This window comes from Priestia sp. 40, assembly GCF_049368575.1.
GTDB lineage: Bacteria > Bacillota > Bacilli > Bacillales > Bacillaceae_H > Priestia > Priestia zanthoxyli.
Map to the genome: position 1 here is coordinate 111,804 of NZ_JBMPZA010000017.1, position 22,826 is coordinate 134,629.

The window sequence follows — 22,826 nt, forward strand, 5'->3', positions numbered from 1 at the left end:
TATTTAAATGTTCTCTATCCATCTTCATTTCTGCTTATTCTTTCTCTATTTTACTTGATTCACATGCGTTTTCCCATAAAAAACTGAATTTTTAGTTACAAAAACAATAAAAAAAGCTGTCAATAATTTGACAGCTTTGCATCGTACTTTTTATTCACCGCATGTATGTTACGCCTTTTGGGCTTTTTCAATATTTTTCATTACATACGTTGTGACGCCAACATATGTAGCAAGTGCTCCGATCACAAAAAGACTAACCATTACGTCCACCACCGTTTCTACTTGATGAAATTGATAATCTTTATCATTTGTTTTATCTTATCATGAAAGATAATCATTTTCAATTAGTTTTAAGGTTTTTTTACAGGAAAGAAACGTCCCCTGTTTTGCATGACTTCGCCGTAATTTGTTTCATTCGTTAACGCTTGCTCTTCTAAGGGAATTCTGACGGCTAATATACACAAATTGAAAACAGAAAAAATAGCTAACGTCCAGTATGTCTGAAACATAAGCGGAACTAACACCAATTCTGCCGCTACTACTGTATAGTTAGGGTGCTTCATAAAACGATAAGGACCTCTTAGCACAACCTTCGCATTAGGCAAAACGATAATTTTTGTATTCCAATACTTTCCTAACGAAGAAATAGCCCATATTCTTGCAAGTTGCACAAGCACAAAAAAGCTAAACAACAAAAAAGAAAAGTGATACATTCCATCGTTTAACACATACACTTCCGTAAAAAGAGCAGCAAAAAAAGCGGCATGCATGCTTACCATCCATTTGTAGTGACTTTGACCAGCTTCGTATGCTCCCTGCTTCTTCATCCAAGCTTCATTTCTTTTGGCAATAACCAATTCACATAGACGCTGTAAGATAATAAATACAAAAAAGCTATAAAAAAACAATCGCTTTACCTCCACTCTAATAGAAGCATTTCAGAACTAAATCCAGGGCCAAGAGCTGTTAACAAACCGTATTCTTTACTCGAAATTTCTTTCTTCATAAAGCGGTCTAGCACATACAAAACGGTTGCCGAAGACATGTTTCCATGGTTTTTAAGTACATCTAGGGAATCAGCAATCATATTTTCGTTTAACGACAGCGTTGATACATATGCTTCAAGCACTTTTTTTCCTCCAGGATGAGCAACAAAATGCCTTAAATCCCGACTGGTCAAATGCTGTGTTTGTAAAAATGACTCAACTTCTCCCCCTAACCATGAATCGATAATCGTGGGAATATCTTTTGAAAAGACAACAAATAGTCCATCATTTTTAATCTCCCACCCCATTACATCTTCTGAATTGGGCATGAGCGTCGATTGTGTATGTAAAATGTAAGGATAGCTTTTTGCAAGGGCAAAAGTGGTATCAGCTTCGTCACCTGCGACTAAAGCAGCCGCTACTCCATCTGCAAATAAAGATGTACCGATTAAGTTGCTTTTTGAACGATCATTTCGCTGAAAAGTTAAACTGCAAAGCTCAATGGATAAAACAAGGACTTTGGCACGCGGAAAGGCTTTGCAATACTCATAAGCTCTTGAAAGCCCAGACGCGCCTCCAGCACACCCTAATCCCCAAATAGGAATTCTTTTTGTATGGTCTGAGAAAGCAAGCTTATTCATAATTCGAGCTTCAATGCTCGGCGTAGCTAAACCGCTTGTTGAAACATAAAAAATAGCCTCAATTTCTCCACACGGCAAAGGGGTACTTACATAGTTCTTATTTGTTAAACAGTCTTCAATTGCTTTTGTACCTAATTCAACAGCAGATTCTATAAAAGCATCATTTTTTTCTTCAAACGTATGGTCTTCTTGAAACCAAGATAAGTCTTTGGCAAAATTACGTTTCTCAATTTGACCATTTTGAAAAACGGTAAGCAGACGATTAATATCTTTAAACGATTCGGAAAAAAGTTCTTTTGCAAATAGCAGCGTGTCTTGCTGAGTTAATTCATAGGGGGGAACTCCAAATCCAACTGAGATAATCTTTGGCATACTCTTCACCTCTTTGATTGCGTTACATTTAACATTTGTAATAGCTGGGGATTTATTCAATTCTTTTTAGTGGAATAGAGGCGAAACACAAAAAAACTTTCCTGTAACTCAGGAAAGTCTACGTTTTGAAGAAGTGTATGTTTGTTGTGCACTTTTATTATAGCGCAAATAATCTGAATGTACAGATACAATTTATGGATTGACGAAAATAAGTGCTTATTTTTTATGAAAAGAAAATGGACATATAGATTTCATCTACATATTCATTGTTGAAATAAGCTTGTTCTTTCATAACGCCTTCTTGTTCAAATCCTACCTTTTTATACAATTCGTATGCCACTTTGTTAGAAGCAAACACAGTTAAAGAAAGTTTATGAAGATTATTTTCTTTGCACCAGTTTAGCGTATAATTCATAAATTGCTTTCCTATTCCCATTCCCTGTGCTTTTGAAATAAGCCATGTACGGAAGAGCCCCGTGTGGCGCTTCATTTTAATTTCGCCTCTAAGAACACGTGCAATTCCAAGCACTTCACCTTCGACTTCAGCTACAACATACATGTGATTGTTCTTTTCTACTGATGCAATAAAATCTTGCTCTTCTTGGACTGTGCGCGGCTCATCTTTTTGAATAAATTCCCCAGCTTCAATAATTTCTCTTACCGCGGTTGTAATATGCTCTGCATCGCTTGCCTGTGCGGGACGAATAGTGACTTCACGTCCGTCTTTTGCTTTAAATTTCACTATGTTTTTCTCTGCTGTAATCATCTATATCAACTCCTATATTTTTCACTATTCAGTACTACTATTTTGGTTCTAGCTTGCGTAATTTATCAGTGGTAAAGTTCTGCTTTTCATTTCATCTAACAAGCAATCATGTGCATTTGTTGTATTACCCACGCTTTAAACAAAGCTAAACCATTTTTGAAATATTTATTCTTGCACAGACATCCTAGAAATGCAATTAATTGTGTTAAAGAACTATTATTCCAAATTTTCTTTACAAAAGTGCATAAAAAAAGGCTGGGACACAACGAAACACATGAAAGCTACGTCCATCTTAACAACAAAAAAATACGAACTAACAACCAATAATTTTGATTATTAGTTGCTAGTTCGTATTTCACTTCGACTAAAATATTTTTGTCCTACTTTTTATTAAAGTCCCATTGAGATATATTTTACTTCTAAATAATCTTCAATGCCGTAATGACTTCCTTCACGTCCAAGACCACTTTCTTTAAAGCCGCCGAATGGAGCTTGAGCTGCAGATGGAGAGCCATCATTTACTCCTACAATGCCATATTCTAATTCTTCAGATACAAACGTTGCTTCTTTAATGTTTTCTGTAAATACGTAAGCGGCTAAACCATAAGGGCTATTGTTTGCTCGTTCTACCGCTTCTTCTACTGTTTTGAATGTTGCTACAGGTGCCAATGGTCCAAACGTTTCTTCAAACATGCAATTCATGTCATCAGTTACATTTGTAATAATTGTCGGCTCCATAAAGAAACCGTTTTTAGTTGTTATAGCTTGTCCGCCAACTACAACTTTAGCTCCTTTACTTTTTGCATCCGCAATTTGTGCTTTTACTTTCTCAACCGCTTTGTTGTTGATTAACGGTCCAACTTGTGTACCTTCTTCTAATCCATTTCCTACTGTTAATTCCGCCGCTTTTGCTGCAAATTTTTCAACGAAAACATCTGCAATGGATTCTTGTACATATACGCGGTTTGTGCAGATGCACGTTTGACCTGCGTTGACAAACTTAGAAGCAATTACGCCGTTTACAGCTGCGTCTAAATCTGCATTCTCTGTTACGATAAACGGTGCGTGACCACCTAATTCCAGCGATAATTTTTTCACAGTATCAGCAGCACCGCGCATTAGATGTTTACCAACCGCTGTTGAACCAGTAAATGTTAATTTTCGGATGCGTCCGTCTTTTTGCCATGTGTCGCCAATAGCTGCTGCATCTCCAGTAACAACATTAATCACACCTTTGGGAACGCCCGCTTCTTCTGCGAGCTCTACTAAACGAAATGCTGTAAATGGTGTTTCTTCCGATGGTTTTAAAACAATTGTACATCCTGCTGCAAGAGCTGGGGCCACTTTACGCGTAATCATGGCTGCAGGGAAGTTCCATGGCGTAATAGCTGCTACAACGCCAACAGGCTGTTTTTTAACCGTAATGCGTTTATGCGTATGATGAGCTGGAATCGTTTCACCGTATACACGCTTTCCTTCTTCAGCAAACCAAGCAATATAATCATTGCCATACTGCACTTCACCTTTTGCTTCTGCAAATGGTTTGCCTTGTTCCGTTGTCATAATTTCTGCTAGTTCATCTTTATGATTTTCAATTAGTTGATGCCATCTCATTAAAATAGAACTGCGCTCTTGAGCGGTTCTTTTCGACCATGTTTTAAAAGCTGCAGCCGCTGCATCAGCGGCAAGTGCTGCTTCCTTTGCGCCTGCCTTTGGAATTTGTCCTATAACTTCTTTTGTTGCTGGATTAATCACATCAATTTTCTCTTCTGTTGTTGTCCATTCACCGTTAATATATAGTTTGTTTGGATACATCATTCATCCTCCTAGTTGTGTGAATTTCTTTGTGCTGTGTTAACTACACTATATACACTAGCATCCTCATTGATTTATGAGAACTTCCCTTCTATACTATGGGTATAACAAAAGGTTATAGGTGATAAATATGAAAACAGAATGGCTTGAGTCTTTTATTGAAACAGCCAAAACAAAAAGCTTAAGCAAAGCAAGCGAACAGCTGCATATGACGCAGCCCGCGCTCAGTAAGCAAATGAGAAAACTAGAAGAAGATTTAGGAGTAACATTATTTATTCGCTCCGCTACAGGAGTAGAATTAACCTCAGCAGGTGAAATTCTTTTACAAGAAGGTGAATCCATACTATCAAGCGTTCATGCTCTTCAAAAAAAATTAGTGTCTACGCAAGAAGCTTGTGATTTAACTATCGGAACGTGGCAGAGTATGGCTGCTTTTTACTTACCTTATCAACTGGCTTCTGCTAAAGACCACAATCGTCATATTGATATAAAAACCTCGCATCACTATTATGATTTGTTAGAGCATTTAGAAAGCAATCAAATTGACGGGGCTTTATTTGATGATCGAGAGGTTCAACATACTTACTGGTCAAAACTATTATTCAAAGAAGACTTTTATTTATTTGTGAATGATCAGCACCCGTTAGCAGAAAAAGAAAACGTATCATTTGAAGATTTCAAAGAAGAACCCATTGTAGTTCTCCCCCCAGGGTGCGATGTTCGGACACTAGTAGAAAAGCGTACAATCGTCATAACTTAAAAATTCCCATTGCCAATGAAATTGAATTTGCTCAAAGCATTATGGGATTTATTTCAGCTAATTTAGGTATTTCAATTCTCCCTGAAATTTTTATGCGCCATTTACAAAGCTCAAACATTAAAGCGTTACCCATTACAGACTTCAAATTCAAAAGAGAAATTTCATTAGTGGCGAAAAACCCTGACGTGGGAAAAATGCTTTATACACTTTTTTTCAAAACACGCTCTTAAGAGGAAAGATGAACAAATTAGCCCTATGTTCCCCATGACAATGAAAAGATCCGAACGATTAATCGTTCGGATCTTTTCAACTAAAATACTTTTGTCCTAGCCTCTTTTTATTTCGATACTACTTCATTTGTTAACTTTGTTTCTGCAACTTGCGTACGTGGTGATTTCATCATATTAAAGACAATATTTAAAAAGATTGCTGTAAAACTCCCCATTACAATACCGCTTCCAGTAAGAACTTGAAGACTCTCTGGTAAGTTTTTGAAGAGTTCAGGTACAACCGTCACCCCTAGACCCATGCCAACCGAACATGCAATCACAAGAAGGTTTTCTTGTTTTGCTAAATCAACTTGACTAAGGATTTTAATACCTGAAGAGATTACCATTCCAAACATAGCTACCATTGCTCCTCCAAGTACAGAGCTCGGGATAACTGTCGTCACGGCTGCGATTTTAGGTAGGAAACCCAAAACGATTAAAATCCCACTCGCTGCAAATACAACATTTCTTGTGCGAACACCTGACAACTGTAAAAGTCCTACATTTTGAGAATACGCTGTATAAGGAAATGCGTTAAAAAATCCGCCTAATAAAATGGCCAATCCTTCTGCACGATAGCCTTTAGATAAATCTTTTTCATCCACTTCTTTTTTACAAATATCACTAACGGCAAAATAAACGCCTGTTGACTCGACAATGCCAACAAGTAAAACAAGGAACATTGTCAGAATGGCCATAATATTAAAAGTTGGCATCCCAAAGTACAGCACATGTGGCATATGAACCCACGCTTCTTCTTTTACGCCGGAAAAATCGACTTTTCCCATAAAAGACGCTGCAATTGTTCCAACAACTAATCCTAATAACACAGAGACGGAGCGCATAAATCCGTTTGTAAATCGATACAGAACAATAATTAATAGCAAAACGCCAAAACCTAAACCTAAATTGCTCAAGCTGCCAAAATCTTTACTTCCTTCTCCTCCGGCTAAATCTTTAATCGCTACAGGAATTAACGTAATTCCAATGATCGTTACAACGGAACCTGTAACTAAAGGAGGGAAAAACTTAACCAATTTACCTAAAAAAGCAGAAAGAAGGACAATGAGTAAACCAGCGACGATAATAGAACCATATATGGAGGAAACGCCGTAAGAACCTCCAATTGAAATCATAGGTCCTACGGCAGTAAACGTACACCCTAATACAACTGGAAGACCAATTCCAAAAAAACGATTTTTCCATACTTGGAGTAGCGTTGCCACACCGCACATAAATAAGTCAATCGCCACTAAATACGTAAGCTGCTGCTGTGTCAAGCCAATGGCTCCTCCAACAATAAGCGGAACAACAATTGCCCCTCCGTACATAGCTAAAACATGCTGCAAACCAAGTGAAAAGACTTTTCCTTTATTCATCTTAAACCTCCACTGTTGGTTTATCTTCAACAAATGTAACTTTACCATTTGATAAAGACTGAATGCGCGCTAATGATTCTACTTTAACGCCTGATTTACGAATTTGTTTTCCTCCATCTTGAAACGCTTTTTCAATAACAATACCAATGCCGCCTACTTTAGCACCTGCTTTTTGTACGATATCCATCAAGCCGAATGCAGCTTGGCCGTTCGCTAAAAAGTCATCAATAATTAAAATCACGTCATCTTCTTGAATAAATTTATCAGCAACTGAAATTTCATTTTCTTCTTTTTTTGTAAATGAATATACTTTTGATGTAATGAGTCCGTCTTGAAGTGTTAAAGACTTTCTTTTTCTAGCAAACACCATCTCAACGTTTAGCCTCAATGCGGTCATAATCGCTGGAGCAATGCCTGATGATTCAATCGTTAAAATCTTCGTAATTCCTGCATTTTCAAAACGCAAAGCAAATTCTTCTCCAATTTCTTTCATCAATACAGGATCCATTTGGTGGTTTAAAAATGTGTCTACTTTTAAAACCGTGTCCGATAATACGATACCATCTGTTAAAATTTTGTTTTGCAAAGCTTTCATAGTTCGTTCCTCCAACGTTTGTATTAAAAAAGCTCAAAAACATAGCTGCACTCGTATATGAGTAGAGCAATGTCTTTGAGCTTTTACGCACAAAAGTGAAAAACAAACTTCATCGCTCACCCATAGTCAAACTATTTACGGTAGTTTGGTAGATACTTACGAGCCATATTCTCGTCATTATATGAGTGCGTTATTGAGTTAATTGTATTATATCAGCAAATCTTTTATTTGAAAATATCTAAAAATGATATTTTCGAACATTTACTTGTGATACAAAACATAATATTCGTTTATAGCGCCTTTTATACGTGATAAATTTCTCCATATTTCTTTTCTAGATACTGAATTAAATAATCTACATTTAAGCCTTCTCCCGTTACATCGTTTAAAATTTCAAGAGGCTTTTTCATTTTTCCGTACTGATGAATGTGTTCTGTTAGCCAATTTGTGATCGGCGAAATTTCTCCTTTTTCGAGGAGTTCATCATAATTAGGCAGATCTTTTAACATGGTATGCTTAAACTGCGCTGCGTACATATAGCCAAGAGCGTAGGAAGGGAAGTACCCAAAGCTTCCTCCGGCCCAGTGTACGTCCTGAAGCACGCCTTCTCCGTCGTGACTTGGACGAACTCCTAAATATTCTTCGTATTTCTCATTCCAAATTTCCGGTAAATCCTCAACTTTATACTCCCCGTTTATCAATCCTTTTTCAATTTCGTAACGAATCATAATATGAAGAGGGTACGTTAACTCATCTGCTTCAATACGAATAAGCGACGGTTTTGCCTCATTTACTCCTCGGTAAAAATCTTCTAAACCTACATCGTCAAATTGCCCCGGCGCATGCTGTTTTAGTACGTCGTAATTATGCTGCCAAAATGCCTTATTTTTACCGACAAACTGCTCAAAAAACAGCGACTGTGATTCGTGAATTCCCATTGAAGTACCTTCACATAGAACTGTACCGACAAGATCCTTTGAAATATTCTGCTCATATAAAGCATGGCCGCATTCGTGAATTGTTCCAAAAATAGCCGTTCGAAAATCGTTTTCGGCATATTTAGTCGTGATGCGCACATCTCCCGGGTTTAAGCCAGTAGCAAAAGGATGAACTGTTTCATCAAGGCGCCCCGCTTCAAAATCATAGCCAAGTGTTTTTAACACGTCTAGACTAAATTGCTTTTGCGCTTCTTTTGGGAAAGTACGGAATAAAAATTCCGTATTTGGCTTTGTATTTGACCCGGCGATTCGCTGAACAAGAGGCACAATATGCTCCCGTAGCTTTCCAAACACCTCGTCTAAAATTTCAACCGTCATCCCCGGTTCAAAAAGATCCAGTAAACGGTTATATTTGTTCCCTTCATACCCCCAATAATCCACAAACTTCTGATTGAACGCTACAATTTTTTCGAGGTACGGTTGAAATAAAGCAAAATCTGTTTTTTCTTTTGCGTCTTCCCAAACCGACTCAGCTTTTGAAGTTAATGTAACGTATTCTTTATATTCATGTGGAGGAATTTTTTTATTTAAGTCATATTCTTTTTTACATTCTTCCACTGCTTTTTTCGTAATATCGTTTATGTAAGGCTGCGACTCAGGGTTCGTTAATTTCTCAATAAAACCTGCCATTTCATCAGAAACAGAAAGATTGAACGCTTCTGATGACATCATGCCAATCACTTCAGAACGCTGATCCGCCCCTTTTTTTGGAGCACCCGTCCTCAAATCCCAGTACATCACTCCGATTGCCTCGTGATAACTTTTAATTTTATTCATGTATTCATAAAACTGTTTCTCAATTTTCTGTATGTCTTCTCTCATTGTTTTTCCTCCTTACTTTCCTTATTTCACCATAAATTATTTTATCATAATAGTAACGGCGTGTATATAACTGAATATTCAATCTATTAATACATATAAAAAAGCGCGGCTACAACCGCGCTTTTTTATACGTTTTCTATTTTCGTTGGGACATTTTGTTCAATGATTGAACGCACTTTTGAATCTGTGCTTTTTGGCATAAAGATCGTAATTAGACCCTTATCGTTATGAGAGCGAATCAGTCTTCCAACTCCTTGCTTTAAGCGAAGAAGCATATACGGCATATCTGCATCCCAAAATGGATCAACTACTTGATTGCGCTTTGCTTCAAAGACCGGATCATTTGGCGGATACGGCAGAGACCAAATAATTACATTAGATAGCGAAGGTCCAGGAATATCCAACCCTTCCCACAAATGAACAGCGCATAAAATCGTTTCTTCTTCTCTTTGGAACTGAGATACTAATTTACTGATCTCTTGATCGCCTTCAAATAAAAACGTGTACTGATCTAACTCTTTGGAAACTTCTTTGAACATCTCTAATTCTTCTTTGCTGTTAAACAATAAAAGTGCTCGTCCGTTCGTTTTTTCGAGCTGAGTGACAGCAAAGGCAAATTTTTCAGCAAACGCTTCTTCTTGATCATCTGAAACATTTTTTACCGCAATGTTCATTTGCTCATCATAATCAAATGGCGATTCAACGGAAAAAGAAAGCGGCTTTGCAATTCCTAAGCTATATGCTAAATAATCGAACGATTGGTTATCTGAAAGAGTGGCAGAAGTGAAAATATACGGTATTTTCTTCGCAAATACTCGTTCTTTTAAGACGTCTTTTACTGCTTGCGGCATAATAACCAACGTCAGCTGCCAGTTGTTTTCTTCCACCCAGTAGATGGCATTTTCGTTGTCCATAAATAAGCGTAGCGAATAATCAATTTGATCTAGGTACTCATCTACAATTCGCAGCGTATATTCGTCTACTGTATAAGTCTCACTCTCAAACACAAGCTCGTTTCCGATATGCTCAAGCAGCGATAAAAGTTCTTTTCCTACACTTTGTAATCCGTTTGTGCGGGCTACTTCTTTACGGCTAGAACCAACGATTTCTGTGCTTGCTTCACTTAAACGGTCGAAAAACATTGCATACACATCGATAGCGTGCTCGATCTTCACAGCAAATTCTTCTCGCACGTCATTTTCTAACAGACGCGTTAACAAGTTTTCTAACGTATCTTCTTGAATGCGATACGTTAAAGCCTTTTGTGCAGCAAATTCCAGCAGATGGCCTTCATCAAATACAACACAGCTGCTTTCAGGAAGAAGCGGAAGCTGTCCTTCACGCTTGCGGGCTTCATATGTCCAAATGTGCTCCATGTAAAAATCGTGAGAGCAAATAATCAAGTCATGCGCTTTTCTATAGTGCTCACGTGAAAGCGTTAAGCCGCATCTATGACGCTGCTCACAGGAAGAGCAGTCTTGAAACGTATCCCAGTTAATTTGATTCCATTCCTCATCCGTTAAATGAGGATATTCTTTACGGTCTCCGTAGTGATAGAACGACTGCATACCGCTATGATCATGAACAAAATCAGGAAGCGTATCGTAAATTTCTTCAATGTTTTCATTATCTGTTCGTGCTGTCACAGCATCTAATTTCTTTAAACACAGATACTGATCTTGAGATTTTGCTAGGCGAACATCCATGTTAATATCTAAAATACCAGAGAGCTTGGCAATGTCTCCTTCGGCTTTTACTAACTGTTCAATTAATGTTTCATCCGCACAGGCAATAATAGCCGGCTTGCCAATATACCTTGCATAACAAATAGCGTACAGTAAATACACAATGGTTTTCCCTGTTCCTACACCTGCTTCTGCAAAGATTACATTTTTTTCTTTAAAAGCTCGTTCGATTTGAAAAGCCATAAAAATTTGTTCATCCCGAAGTTCTAACCCCGCCTCTGGAAGATGATCATAAAAAACATCACCTATCCATTCATTTAATTTGTCAAAAAAGTTTTCATCCCGCTCAATTGTAAAAGGCAACCGCTCTCTCATCATCGATACTGACTCCTTTATTTATGTAAATATCTATCAATAAAAATTAGCTTCACTTCTTTTTATCTAGTAAATTTCTCATGTAAGCAAAACTTAATTATTGACTACTTTATCTAAAATGTCAATAAAAAGAGCTGAACATAAAAAAGTTCTGCCTGTAAGGACAGAACCTTTTTATATAAAAGCTGGGTGTATAGAACGCAAACGGAATAAGTGCTATTAAAAAATTAATTACAGCGGAATTTGGAATCCGTGGACTGAGACAATAAAAAGGCCGCTTCATACTCGGCTTTTGCTTGTTCCAACTGAGTAAGCGTCTCTCCGCTAACTTCTATTCCCTGCTGCATTAAATGATAGCTGTTTTCCAACGCTTGACGAATCATAGTGAACTGCGTGTTTCTATCCATTTATAAACATCCTCTCTCTGTAGTGCTTACTATAAAAGTGAATACTATCATTCTATACACCAGCTGTTTATTTTATTCTCAAAACCAGCATCTCTGGCTTAATAAATGGATTCTTTCATTTAAAAAAATAATCGAACTTATTAAAATATTTTAATTCTCACTTGACATATAGGAATAATATATTTTAAAATTACTTACAGATTCAATTACTCAAAACTACATACTACAGGCTTACCGGTCAACCGATAGCCTCTAATTGCCAGATACACGTACAATCCGTCTGTGCAATTAGAGGCTTTTATTTTTTAAAAGCCTGCTGAAAGGAGAAAAAATGGCAGAACTGCAGTTACAGCATGTGTATAAAAAATACGGAAAAGATAGTCTTGCAGTTGATAATTTCAATCTTCATATTCAAGACAAAGAATTTATTGTATTTGTAGGACCTTCAGGGTGCGGTAAATCCACTACCCTTCGAATGATCGCCGGCCTCGAATCGATAACAGAAGGAGATTTGCTTATTAATGGAGATCGTGCAAACGATTTACCTTCTAAGGACCGGGATATTGCAATGGTGTTTCAAAACTACGCGCTTTACCCTCATTTAACTGTTTACGACAACATGGCATTTGGCTTACAGCTCCGCAAAGTCCCTAAACAAGAAATTGATGAGCGCGTTCGTGAAGCGGCTCGTATCTTGGACTTAGAACCCTATTTAAAACGCAAGCCAAAAGCATTATCAGGAGGTCAGCGTCAGCGGGTGGCTTTAGGAAGAGCCATTGTACGGAATGCCCAAATTTTTTTAATGGATGAGCCTTTGTCTAATCTTGATGCGAAGCTTCGCGTACAAATGCGTGCTGAAATCAGTAAGCTTCATCAGAGGCTGCAGACGACCATTATTTATGTAACGCACGATCAAACAGAAGCCATGACGATGGCAAGCAGAATCGTAGTTATGAAAGACGGAAAAATTCAGCAAATAGGTTCACCTATGCAAGTGTATAATGCTCCAGAGAATACGTTTGTAGCCAGTTTTATAGGCTCACCGGGAATGAACTTTTTCACAGGAAAAGTAGTGAACAGCAAACTGCACATCAGTGAACATGAGTTTCAACTGACAGAAAATCAAATGCATTCGTTACATGAAAAAGGCTACAATAATCAATTCATTACTGTAGGAATTCGACCCGAGCATATTACGCGCGCTTCTTCTTATGCTCCTCATATTTCATTACCGGTAGATGTGTCTGAGTTATTAGGAGCAGAGTACATACTATACAGCAGTTTAGGAGAGCAGCTCTTTGTGGCTAAAATCCCTGGGGATGAACATATTCAAGTTCATCAGCACTTTCCGTTTCATTTTCAAATGAATCATGCTCATTTCTTTGACCAAGCATCTACCAACCGTATCAAAATTGACCAATAACTATCTAAAGAGAATTCTATAAATGGGGGAACTAAAATGAAAAAATTATTAATTTTGTTAGCAATGCTCACCGTAATCATCGCGGGCTGCGGTAAAAACAGTTCAACAAGCGGCGACAGCAGCGATTCTTCTAAAAAAGTAACCATTAACTTTACGCATTGGCGAGGAGAAGATACGAAGGCCTTTGATTCTATCATTGAGCAATTTGAAAAGAAAAACCCAAATATTCATGTAGAGATGACCGTCTTTCCTTCTGATTCATATCAATCACAAATTCAAGGATCTCTACTATCTGGAGAAGGCATCGATGTATTCGCTAGTTTTCCAGGAAGTCAATTTGAAACGATTCGCAAAGCAAACGGTTTTGCAAAGCTGGACGACCAAAACTTACTGAGCAAATTTGACGAAAAGCTAATCCAAGCGGGTAAAGCGGATAGTACGCAATATGCTCTTCCTTATCAGCTGGTCTATAACATCCCTGTCTATAACAAAGGCATTTTTAAAAAACTAAACTTAGATGTTCCTAAAGACTGGAATAGCTTTTTAAAAACAGCTGAAACATTAAAGAAAAATGGGTACACGCCGATTTTATTTTCAGGAGACGTAAGTCCTTCTCAATTTATTAACCCAATGATTATGAATAACGAACCTACAAACAACGCCCTTCACGAAGTAGAAACGGGCAAGCGCAAGCTAACTGATGAATGGTTTGTCAAAACACTATCTCAAATTAAAGAATTAAATGACAAAGGATACTTCCAAAAAGATGCTCTTGGTACGAAAAAAGAAAGTGCTGCAGCACTTTTTGCTCAGGAAAAAGGCGCAATGCTTGCTCAAGGTTCTTATATGATGGCTACAGTCAAACAGCAAAATCCAAAGATTGATCAAGGTTTGCTTGCACCGATTACAGTGGATCAAGATAAAGCAAAATACGAAGGGGTTCATACCACAACATTCTTATTAGGTGTTGCTGAAAAATCAAAACACAAAGAAGCTGCTAAGAAATTTTTAACTTTCCTTGCAGATCCAAAGGTTTCTTCTGAGTACGCAAATGCTACTGGCCAGTTATTAACGGTCAAAGACGTGAAATATGATTCACCTGAACTCAAAGAAAGCGCAAAGTGGAAAGACAAAAAAACGGTCTTCCAACCTCGATTCACCATTTTAAATGAGCGCGTATCAAAAGCTGTTGAAACATCTGTACAGGACGTACTATCCGGTATGTCAGCGAAAAAAGCTGCTGAAAAAGCACAAGGAGAGGTAGAACGTGTCGCTAAAAACTAATACGTCTATTCAAGAAGAAGAAAAGAGAACCCCTTCGTTCTCTTTTCCTCTCTTTTCATTTAAAAATATCTCTAAAAGCAAACATCTATGGTTATTTTTACTTCCTGGTTTTGTCATATATACTGTTTTCTTTGCATTGCCAACGCTTTCTGCGTTATTTTTAAGCACAACTGATTGGAATGGATTGTCTTCTGAATTCTCATTTGTAGGGTTTCAAAACTTCAAAGAAATTTTAACAAACGATGCTATTTTTACACAGTCTCTTACAAACAACTTAAAGTTCACAATTGGCGTGCTGATCTTTCAAACGTTATTGAGCTTAGGCTTTGCACTCTTACTTTATAAAAATTCTGCATGGAATACATTTTATCGCTCACTCTTTTTTGTACCGACGATTATTTCGTCCGTGTCGATTGCGTTCACGTGGAACTTTATGTATGACCCCAACATTGGAGGAGTTAACCTATTTTTAAGTAAAATAGGCCTTGAGCATTGGACCCAGTCTTGGATTGGAAATGGACATATTGCCATTTACAGCTTGGCTTTTGTACAATTTTGGGCACATACTGGTCAAATGCTTATTATTTTTGTAGCTGGAATTCAAGCTATTCCCAGTGAGTTATATGAGGCTGCTAGTATTGATGGAGCAACAAGATGGCAAAAATTCAAGCGCATTACGTGGCCTCTTTTAGCTCCAGCTACGACAATGGTTGTGGCGTATACGACCATACAAAGTTTTAAAGCATTTGATTTAATCATTGCAATGACAAATGGAGGTCCCTCCAACTCAACTGAAATTCTTTCGACACTTCTTTATCACGAAGCTTTTATTAATTTTCGTTTCGGCTATGCCTCTCCCATTTCCGTTGTATTTATGATTGTAATTGCTCTTTTAACGTTTCTTCAATTTCGCGTACTTCGCTTGACCAAAATGTAAAAGGAGATTCTTTTATGAAACAAAATCCATTCAGACAACTGATTTTAGGGATATACGGTTTAATCATTCTGTTGCCCTTAAGCTTGGTTCTATTAACAACCTTTAAAACAACGCCTGAACTTTACAGCAACCCAATCGGATTACCAGCAGGCTGGAATATTGAAAATTATAAACAGCTGCTCGTCAATGAACCCATCTTTGGCTATATTAAAAACAGCGTGATTGTTACCGTGTTTAGCACGTTTTTTATTCTATGGTTTTCAAGCATGATTGCTTACGCCATTATTCAGCTACCTCAAAAGCTTGGATGGATTGTATACGGCTTTTTTGTTTGCGGAATGATCGTCCCTACTCAAGTCAATATGATTCCTGTCTTTTTACTGATGAATAAGCTTGGGCTCGTCAATACGCTAACAGGCGTCATTATCGTCTCCATAAGTTTTTTGCTTCCCATCGGTGTGCTTATTATCACGGGGTTTATGAAAACTTTGCCAAGGGAACTATTCGAAGCTGCTCGCATGGACGGAGCGTCAGAGTGGAAAATATATTCAAAAATCGCTCTTCGACTCTCAATACCATCAATGGCTACAGTAGGAATTTTTTCGTTTGTGATTGTGTGGAATGATCTGTTATTCCCTTTGCTATTATTAAAATCTAAAGAAGTAAAAACGCTGCCTATTGCACTATTGGACTTTCAAGGGGAATTTCTGACTAATTACCCTATGCTGTTTTCAGCAGTCGTTCTTTCTTCTATTCCATTATTGATTGCGTACGTGTTTTTGCAAAAACATTTCATTTCAGGAATGACATCTGGAGCATTAAAATAGCAGGCAAGAAAATCACGATTCCCTGCCTGCGCCTTTATTCTATAGGATTATTTTTTAAAGCACGCTGAGGTTTCGGTTTCTCTACTACCATATGTTGGTAAATGTACATTAAAGCAGCTTTCAACAGAAAGATACCTAGCAAATGGTACTCTTTAAATGTGCCTACCCTAAAAAGCTTTGCACGGCTCATAGCTCGTTGAAAAGGATAAACAAAAAATGTATCTACGATTGCATTCAATAACATATACCTTCCAAAATGGCCATATGTGAACTTTTTAATCCATAAAGAACCTGCTAAAAATGGACCTAAAAGTAAAGCAGCTTCACCTGTTAGATATGGATGAGGAGGATTAGGGAATATCCACCACTTCTTTTTTTCAGCAATATAGCTTTCAACCATAATCAAAAAGGAAATAAACATAGTAGATGATAAATAACGCTTAATATGCTGTCGTCCTATAAAAGGGATGGTTAACCATGAAAGAAGCATCATCCCGCCAAAAATCCGTGCTGATCGATTTTTTCTCATTTTATCACCTCTTAGGTTTTAGTATGAGATTTCCCTTTCGTAAATATGTTAGAAATAAGCTAATCATTTCTCGTTTTAAGCCTGCTATTGAAAAGAAATGAATACATATATTGCCCTGCTACTCGCCCATACTATAAAAAAACATAATGGGGTGAGTACATGCATGATTATTATGACGGACTATATAAATACCTGCTTAATGCCACGTTTTGGTTTATTTTATTAATTGTCGTGCTCGGGATAGGCATGTTTGGAATGCTAGCTTATCGCGGTTTAAAAAAGAAATAACGTAAAAAAGCCAAGCGGTTTTTACACCGCTTGGCTTTTTATTATTGGTCGTTGCGTGGAGGACGAGGTCCCCAGTACTGATAGTAATCTGTTTTAATAAATCCGTTAAATAATTTGCGTTTTTTCGTCGCTTTTTTACCGTAGTACTGCTCAAACTGTTCATGAGATGTAAGCATATAAATCGACCACGTATCAAGCTTAGAGAACGCTTCGCCCATTTCAGCGTACATTTTTTCAACAGAAGGACGATCGCTTAAACGTTCGCCGTACGGAGGATTACCAATAATGATTCCATATTCTTTCGGCGTCGTAAAATCGCGCACTTGCATTTGCTTAAATTGAATTAAATCTCCAAGTCCAGCTTCAAATGCATTTTGCTCCGCTACTTTTACCATACGATGGTCAATATCATGACCAGCAATATCTAGCACTTGGTCGTAGTTCGCTAAGTCTTCTGCTTCTTCGCGCGCTTTGTCCCAAATATTTGCTGACATCCATGGCCATTCTTCTGATAAGAAGTCACGATTAAATCCTGGTGCAATATTTTGACCTATAAGCGCTGCTTCGATAGCAATTGTACCAGAACCGCAAAAAACATCGACAAACGGACGATTCGCATTCCACGGCGTTAGCATAATTAGAGCCGCTGCCAGCGTTTCTTTTAAAGGAGCTTCCCCTTGCCCAACGCGGTAACCGCGCTTATGAAGTCCCGCACCGCTTGCGTCAATTGTTAATGTAGCAACATCTTTTAATAGCGCTACTTCAATTTTAAACGTTGAGCCCGTTTCTTCGAGCCAGCCTGTTGTTTTGTTATAATGTTTTTTCATGCTGTCAACAATAGCTTTTTTCACGATGCTTTGACAATCTGATACACTGAACAATTTAGATTTAACCGATTTTCCCGACACAGGAAACTGTGCATCGACCGGTAAATAATCACCCCAGTTTAATGCTTTTGTTTGTTCAAAAAGCTCATCAAACGTACGAGCTTTGAACTGTCCAACCTGCACTTTAATTCGATCTGCTGTACGAAGCCATAAATTGCAGCGAGCAATTGCGAGCTCGTCTCCTTCAAAGATAACCTTGCCATTGTCTACTTCACATTCATATCCTAAAGCACGCACTTCTTTAGCGACCAGTGCTTCAATTCCCATTGCTGCTGTTGCAATAATTTTATATTTCGCCATTTTTCAACCTCATTTTGTTTCTAATTATCTACACTAAGTGTAAAAGTACCATATACATGCGCCGTAGTCAAAGCTTTCTCCGTCTTTTTATTAAAATGCAAAAACTGCTGGCTCTTGATAGAGCCAGCAGTTTCTTCACCTATGTCGCATATAAATGTGTTTTTAAAAGATTTTCATTTTATAATTGCGCAATCGGTTGCTCAACTTGTTTATGAAAGTAAGTATACACGTGTTTCATATGGACGCAGCGTACATTTTTCAAGCGTTTCGTTTGTATCCAACGGATAATTATGAATCAGCACTTCTCTGTTTGCAAATGAGCTCTGTGAAGGAAACTCGAACGTTTGATTATTCGGTGACATATTACAGATAACAACAGCGGTTTCACCTTCTAATGTTCGCGTATACGCGTAAATAGCAGAATCTTCTTCTGCGAGCAGCTTATAAGTTCCATACACCAGCACATCATGCTGTTTTCTAATTTTAATGAGCTGTTTGTAAAAATTCAGTACCGAATCCTTATCACTTTTCTGCTCTTCTACGTTAATATCTACGTAATTTGGATTTACCTTCATCCAAGGGGTACCAGTAGAAAATCCTGCATTTCTTTCTGTGTTCCACTGCATTGGCGTTCTTGAATTATCGCGGCCTGTTTCCCAAATAACTTTCATAATCTCGTCATGTGAATCGCCTTTTTCACGCTGAATACGGTAGTAGTTAATCATACCAACATCATCATAATCGTCAATAGAATCGAACTTAACATTGGTCATTCCAAGTTCTTGTCCTTGATAAATAAACGGTGTTCCTTTCATTAAAAAGTATAGTGCAGCTAAGCACTTTGCACTTTCCACTCGGTAAGCTGTGCTGCCGAATTTATTTACAGAACGAATTTGGTCATGATTTTCTAAATATAAAGCGTTCCAGCCGTTGATTTTTTCTAAACCATTTTGCCAATTAGTTAAAATCGTTTTTAACTCGATTAAATCAAGCGGTTTTTCTTCACCTTTATCCCACAGTCCCATATGCTCGAACTGAAAAATCATATTGAAGTTTCCGCCATCTTCAGCTACCCACTCATCTGCGCTGTCCGATGTTACACCATTTGCCTCTCCAACCGTCATAATATCGTATTTGGCAAACGTATTTTCTTTTAGCTCTTTTAAATGTTCTTGAATTCCCGGTCGATTCATATGCCCCTCAAACGATGGCACATAATCTAGCTTTTCAGGGTTCGGTAGATCTGGGAAGCCGGCCACTTTTTTAATATGCGAAATAGCATCTACACGAAAGCCGTCAATTCCTTTATCTAACCACCAGTTAACCATTTCATAAAGTTCATGACGTACTTTTTCGTTTTCCCAGTTTAAATCAGGCTGTTTTTTAGAAAATACGTGCATGTAATATTCTTTTGTCTTTTCATCAAGCTCCCAAGCCGATCCGCTAAAAATAGATTCCCAGTTGTTTGGCTCTTTTCCATCTTTACCTTCGTGCCAAATATAATAATCACGATATGGATTCTCTTTAGAAGACCTAGATTCTAAAAACCAAGGGTGTTCATCTGAAGTATGATTAATAACTAAATCCATAATCAGCTTCATTCCGCGATGGTGAACTTCATCTAGCAGCTCATCAAAGTCTTCCATTGTTCCGAAATCTTTCATAATATCTTTATAATCACTGATATCGTAGCCATTATCATCGTTAGGAGACTGATAAATCGGGCAAATCCAAATGACATCAATTCCAAGATCAGATAAATAGTCTAATTTTGAAATAACCCCTTGAATGTCACCAATTCCATCGCCATTTGAATCCATGAAGCTTCGCGGGTAGATTTGATACGCAACAGCTTCTTTCCACCATTTCTTTTCCATGTGCTCAACCCCTCAAAATAGTGCTTTTACGTAAGCGTTCGCATTTACGCATATCGCTATTTTATAATGAATACATGCAAAAAAATAGGTTTTTCACAAAAAAAATCGTTATTCTCTTTTGAATAACGATTCTCACTGCGCTAATTTGTGTTTAAAGGCATAGATGACAGCTTGAGTCCGGTCCTGTACATCCAGCTTACTTAATAAATTGCTCACATGTGTTTTTACCGTCTTTAGCGCAATAAATAATTCATCTGCAATCTCTTGATTTGTTTTTCCCTGTGTCATTAAAAGCAAAATTTCCATTTCACGAGCTGTCAGTTCTTCATGAGGTAAAGACGGTTTTCTCATTTTAGACATCATTTTACCGGTTACTTCAGGCTCTAATACAGATTGCCCCTCATATGTACGGCGAATAGCAGCTGCAATTTCTCCTGCTTTAGACGTTTTTAATAAGTAGCTTGTTGCCCCTGCCTCTAGAGCGGGATATACTTTTTCGTCATCTAGAAAGCTAGTGACGATAATCACTTTCGCTTCTGGCCACTGCTTAATAAGTTGTTTTGTTGCTTCAATCCCGTCCATTTCTTCCATAACTAAATCCATTAAAATAATATCCGGGCGCAGCTGAAGCCCTAATTCAACGGCCTGTTGGCCATTTGCTGCTTCAGCTATCACATGAATGTCTGGCTGAGCCGACAAATACGCTCCTACGCCAATACGAACCATTTCATGGTCATCCACTAACAGTACATTAATCATTTTGCTTCTCCTCTCTTTCTACTAACGGTACTTTTACTTCTAGCTTTGTTCCTTTGTCGGGCAAACTAATAATTTTTAATATGCCTCCAATTTCAACTGCGCGTTCATACATATTTTGCAGGCCGTACGATCCGACTTTTTCCTTTTCTACATCAAAACCAACTCCGTTATCAACAATACGTAAAATAATGGAAAAGTCACGTTTAATCAGCAGCACATCTAAAGCTGTTGCATTTGCATGACGCAGCGTATTTGATACGGATTCTTGCAAAATTCTAAACAAGTGGTCTTCAATGCCTTTATCAAGTTCAAACCCCTCTATTTTCCAATTTAATTCAAGCGGTACTTTTTGAGCAAGCTCATTCATCAATTCTTTCATTCCAGCCTGTAGCGATTTTCCTTTTAATGCTGCAGGACGAAGATGAAGAAGCAAAGCCCTCATTTCAAGCTGTGATTGATTAATCATTTTTTCAACCATCTTTAATTGCTTAGCTTCAGAGTCTTGTAGCGTAAGATTGGATTCCGTAATAGCGGACATAAGCATCGAAGCAGCAAATAGCTGCTGACTAACGGAGTCATGCAGTTCTCTAGCAAGCCGATTTCGTTCCTGAGAAACAATTTCTTGCACTTGTTTTTGCTGATTTTCTACTTTTTCCGTTGCCATCTTTTGAGATTGCTGTGCTTGAAGAATCATTTTATGATCTACTTTGTTTAAACGGCTTATAATTCGAGACGTTTCTTGAATAAGCGATTCATTTGCCGACATATGCCGTTGGCCATTTTCTATTTCATATAATCGATTTTCAACATATGTCCACTGCTGTCTCCACATAAACCCCATAATTCCTCCAATCACGCTTCCAATCGTAAGGCTTAAACTGAAGGAAAACAGCACAAAAGGCATGCCAAATACGCTTGTTTTCCATAAGTCGCTAAGTTGAAAAACAGGATATGCAAAAAACACGGTAAGGAGCACGGATACAAATACAAAAAAACTTAAGAAAATCCCCCATAATAACTGCCGTTGAAGAATACTCATATCCTTTGCACCTCTAAATCTCCAATCACAACAGTTGTAACAATCTTCACCCTATGAGCAGATTGATCAAATTCCTCTGTTTTGATAGACAAATTTTCATTGAACGAAAAGCCGCGCTGATGACCAAAAACCGTTACGTTTCCTGCTAGTTTAGAATGATTCACAGATACTTCCGTTTCGTAAGGAATGAGCACTTTAATATTTCCAAACACTTGTCGAATAAAGATAACCGCATCGCCTTTTGGCAGAACAGTATTGCTTAAATCAATCACAATGTCTCCCCATACGCTTTGAATATTAATATCATCCCATTCGTATACGGAATCTTCGGTTCTTTGACTGCCAAGAAGTTTATTCGTCAAAACCGGCCGGACCTGCACCAAACTTTGGTTTGGCTGCTGTGTAAATTCGTCAGTTGGTCTGAATTCAACCGGATGCTTTCTTGATTGAATAAATCTAAGTAAAAAATACAGAAAAAGAGCAATAACTAAAAACTTAAAGGCAACCGTATTAAATATATTCAACACAAGTCCAATAACGCCAATCCAAAATAAAATGCGCCCTAGTTTTCTTCTCATTTTTTTTCGCCCAATATACATGAACGCACCGGCAATTAATACAGAAAAGATCAAGCCGCTGTGAAAAAACATAATTTCAATAAACAGGACAAATAAACTGCAGATAAAAATGAACATAAGAGATTCTGTTTTGTTTACGCTTTGCACAGCTCTCTCTCCTTTCTCCTCGTAGATGACATAGCGTTCTTTGGATGCTGCAGGTAGCTATTCTCTCACCTTAAAAAGACG

The 22,826-nt window shown here is 37.8% G+C and carries 20 protein-coding genes, 1 pseudogene and 1 riboswitch; of the genes and pseudogenes, 6 read left to right on the top strand and 15 right to left on the bottom strand.

The window, feature by feature from the left end; all coding sequences use genetic code 11:
• Positions 1 to 350: 350 nt before the first annotated feature.
• The 4 genes from ACO1DI_RS20275 to ACO1DI_RS20290 form a co-directional block, all read right to left on the bottom strand.
• Positions 351 to 908 (bottom strand): isoprenylcysteine carboxyl methyltransferase family protein, encoded by a 558-nt coding sequence (locus ACO1DI_RS20275; protein ID WP_226555803.1) that lies wholly within the window; start codon positions 906 to 908, stop codon positions 351 to 353.
• 5 nt (positions 909 to 913) lie between these two features.
• On the bottom strand, positions 914 to 1,999 hold the full coding sequence (locus ACO1DI_RS20280) for a type III polyketide synthase (protein ID WP_014460919.1): 1,086 nt from the start codon (positions 1,997 to 1,999) through the stop codon (positions 914 to 916).
• Positions 2,000 to 2,222: 223 nt separating this feature from the next.
• Positions 2,223 to 2,765 carry a GNAT family N-acetyltransferase gene (locus ACO1DI_RS20285; protein ID WP_013056162.1) on the bottom strand — a complete coding sequence of 181 codons (543 nt, stop codon included), beginning with the start codon at positions 2,763 to 2,765 and terminating at the stop codon, positions 2,223 to 2,225.
• A gap of 390 nt (positions 2,766 to 3,155) precedes the next feature.
• A complete protein-coding gene (locus tag ACO1DI_RS20290; protein WP_140451004.1) occupies positions 3,156 to 4,580 on the bottom strand; it encodes an NAD-dependent succinate-semialdehyde dehydrogenase in 1,425 nt (474 codons plus the stop codon).
• 130 nt (positions 4,581 to 4,710) lie between these two features.
• Between ACO1DI_RS20290 and ACO1DI_RS20295 the strand changes: the two are divergent.
• A pseudogene (locus tag ACO1DI_RS20295) lies at positions 4,711 to 5,570 on the top strand (LysR family transcriptional regulator).
• A gap of 107 nt (positions 5,571 to 5,677) precedes the next feature.
• Here ACO1DI_RS20295 and ACO1DI_RS20300 read toward each other — a convergent pair.
• The 5 genes from ACO1DI_RS20300 to ACO1DI_RS20320 form a co-directional block, all read right to left on the bottom strand.
• Complete coding sequence (locus tag ACO1DI_RS20300) at positions 5,678 to 6,988, bottom strand: nucleobase:cation symporter-2 family protein (RefSeq protein WP_209368629.1); 1,311 nt, start codon at positions 6,986 to 6,988, stop codon at positions 5,678 to 5,680.
• A gap of 1 nt (position 6,989) precedes the next feature.
• Positions 6,990 to 7,583 carry a xanthine phosphoribosyltransferase gene (locus ACO1DI_RS20305; protein WP_115653390.1) on the bottom strand — a complete coding sequence of 198 codons (594 nt, stop codon included), beginning with the start codon at positions 7,581 to 7,583 and terminating at the stop codon, positions 6,990 to 6,992.
• Positions 7,584 to 7,686: 103 nt separating this feature from the next.
• Positions 7,687 to 7,788, bottom strand: a riboswitch (purine riboswitch).
• Positions 7,789 to 7,885: 97 nt separating this feature from the next.
• A complete protein-coding gene (locus ACO1DI_RS20310; RefSeq protein WP_371905482.1) occupies positions 7,886 to 9,403 on the bottom strand; it encodes a carboxypeptidase M32 in 1,518 nt (505 codons plus the stop codon).
• A gap of 125 nt (positions 9,404 to 9,528) precedes the next feature.
• Positions 9,529 to 11,466, bottom strand: a complete 1,938-nt coding sequence (locus tag ACO1DI_RS20315) for an ATP-dependent DNA helicase (protein WP_182421177.1) — start codon at positions 11,464 to 11,466, stop codon at positions 9,529 to 9,531.
• Between the two features lie 224 nt (positions 11,467 to 11,690).
• Positions 11,691 to 11,870, bottom strand: coding sequence for a hypothetical protein (locus ACO1DI_RS20320; RefSeq protein WP_013056154.1), 180 nt, complete (start codon positions 11,868 to 11,870; stop codon positions 11,691 to 11,693).
• A 331-nt stretch (positions 11,871 to 12,201) separates the two neighbouring features.
• Here ACO1DI_RS20320 and ACO1DI_RS20325 point away from each other — a divergent pair, with 331 nt between their 5' ends.
• Genes ACO1DI_RS20325 through ACO1DI_RS20340 form a run of 4 tightly spaced genes read left to right on the top strand, consistent with a single transcriptional unit; the run spans position 12,202 to position 16,341 of the window.
• On the top strand, positions 12,202 to 13,293 hold the full coding sequence (locus ACO1DI_RS20325; RefSeq protein ID WP_116737261.1) for an ABC transporter ATP-binding protein: 1,092 nt from the start codon (positions 12,202 to 12,204) through the stop codon (positions 13,291 to 13,293).
• 36 nt (positions 13,294 to 13,329) lie between these two features.
• The gene (locus tag ACO1DI_RS20330; RefSeq protein WP_116737262.1) at positions 13,330 to 14,577 is read left to right on the top strand and encodes an ABC transporter substrate-binding protein; all 1,248 of its coding nucleotides are present in this window, start codon (positions 13,330 to 13,332) and stop codon (positions 14,575 to 14,577) included.
• A complete protein-coding gene (locus ACO1DI_RS20335) occupies positions 14,561 to 15,514 on the top strand; it encodes a carbohydrate ABC transporter permease (protein ID WP_423145581.1) in 954 nt (317 codons plus the stop codon). Before ACO1DI_RS20330 ends, ACO1DI_RS20335 begins: the two co-directional genes overlap by 17 nt.
• 14 nt (positions 15,515 to 15,528) lie before the next feature.
• Entirely contained in the window at positions 15,529 to 16,341 is an 813-nt protein-coding gene (locus ACO1DI_RS20340) for a carbohydrate ABC transporter permease (RefSeq protein ID WP_371905481.1), read from the top strand.
• Positions 16,342 to 16,375: 34 nt separating this feature from the next.
• On the opposite strand, the gene ACO1DI_RS20345 is transcribed toward ACO1DI_RS20340, so the two are convergent.
• Positions 16,376 to 16,870 carry a hypothetical protein gene (locus ACO1DI_RS20345; RefSeq protein ID WP_014460933.1) on the bottom strand — a complete coding sequence of 165 codons (495 nt, stop codon included), beginning with the start codon at positions 16,868 to 16,870 and terminating at the stop codon, positions 16,376 to 16,378.
• A gap of 159 nt (positions 16,871 to 17,029) precedes the next feature.
• On the opposite strand from ACO1DI_RS20345, the gene ACO1DI_RS20350 reads away from it, so the two are divergent.
• Positions 17,030 to 17,158: a hypothetical protein gene (locus ACO1DI_RS20350; protein ID WP_013056148.1), complete on the top strand. Its 129-nt coding sequence runs from the start codon at positions 17,030 to 17,032 to the stop codon at positions 17,156 to 17,158.
• A gap of 41 nt (positions 17,159 to 17,199) precedes the next feature.
• Here ACO1DI_RS20350 and ACO1DI_RS20355 read toward each other — a convergent pair whose 3' ends face one another.
• The 5 genes from ACO1DI_RS20355 to liaF form a co-directional block, all read right to left on the bottom strand.
• Positions 17,200 to 18,345 (bottom strand): THUMP domain-containing class I SAM-dependent RNA methyltransferase, encoded by a 1,146-nt coding sequence (locus ACO1DI_RS20355; protein WP_014460934.1) that lies wholly within the window; start codon positions 18,343 to 18,345, stop codon positions 17,200 to 17,202.
• 209 nt (positions 18,346 to 18,554) lie between these two features.
• Positions 18,555 to 20,222: a glycoside hydrolase family 13 protein gene (locus ACO1DI_RS20360; RefSeq protein WP_371905480.1), complete on the bottom strand. Its 1,668-nt coding sequence runs from the start codon at positions 20,220 to 20,222 to the stop codon at positions 18,555 to 18,557.
• Positions 20,223 to 20,354: 132 nt separating this feature from the next.
• On the bottom strand, positions 20,355 to 20,981 hold the full coding sequence (locus ACO1DI_RS20365; protein WP_014460936.1) for a response regulator: 627 nt from the start codon (positions 20,979 to 20,981) through the stop codon (positions 20,355 to 20,357).
• A complete protein-coding gene (locus ACO1DI_RS20370; protein ID WP_116737266.1) occupies positions 20,974 to 22,020 on the bottom strand; it encodes a sensor histidine kinase in 1,047 nt (348 codons plus the stop codon). Before ACO1DI_RS20370 ends, ACO1DI_RS20365 begins: the two co-directional genes overlap by 8 nt.
• Complete coding sequence (gene liaF, locus ACO1DI_RS20375) at positions 22,017 to 22,745, bottom strand: cell wall-active antibiotics response protein LiaF (protein WP_221779496.1); 729 nt, start codon at positions 22,743 to 22,745, stop codon at positions 22,017 to 22,019. The genes ACO1DI_RS20370 and liaF overlap by 4 nt, the downstream gene beginning before the upstream one ends.
• Positions 22,746 to 22,826 lie beyond the last annotated feature (81 nt).